At 34.1% G+C, this 255-nt stretch carries 1 protein-coding gene; it reads right to left on the bottom strand.

Annotation, left to right across the window (positions count from 1 at the left end; genetic code table 11):
• On the bottom strand, positions 1 to 255 hold a 255-nt coding region (locus ACU68W_RS09390), incomplete at both ends, for a hypothetical protein (protein ID WP_446756448.1).

Genomic DNA, 255 nt, shown 5'->3' on the forward strand with positions numbered 1-255 from the left:
TTAGCTTTCTTTAATGCTTCATCATAAGCAGTTTTCTTTTCATCAGATGCGTTTGCATATTTTACATCTGCTTTTGTTGCAGCATCTTTGTCTACTTCTGCTTGAAGTGGTTTCTTATCTACTGCTTCTTTTCCGTCTAATGCTTCTCTTGCATCTTCTAATGCTTTCTTAGCTGCATTTACTTGTTCTTGTGTTGCTTTTTCATCTTTAAGAACTTCATTAGCTTTCTTTAATGCTTCATCATAAGCAGTTTTC

This window comes from Finegoldia sp. P2-F-LR, assembly GCF_052932265.1.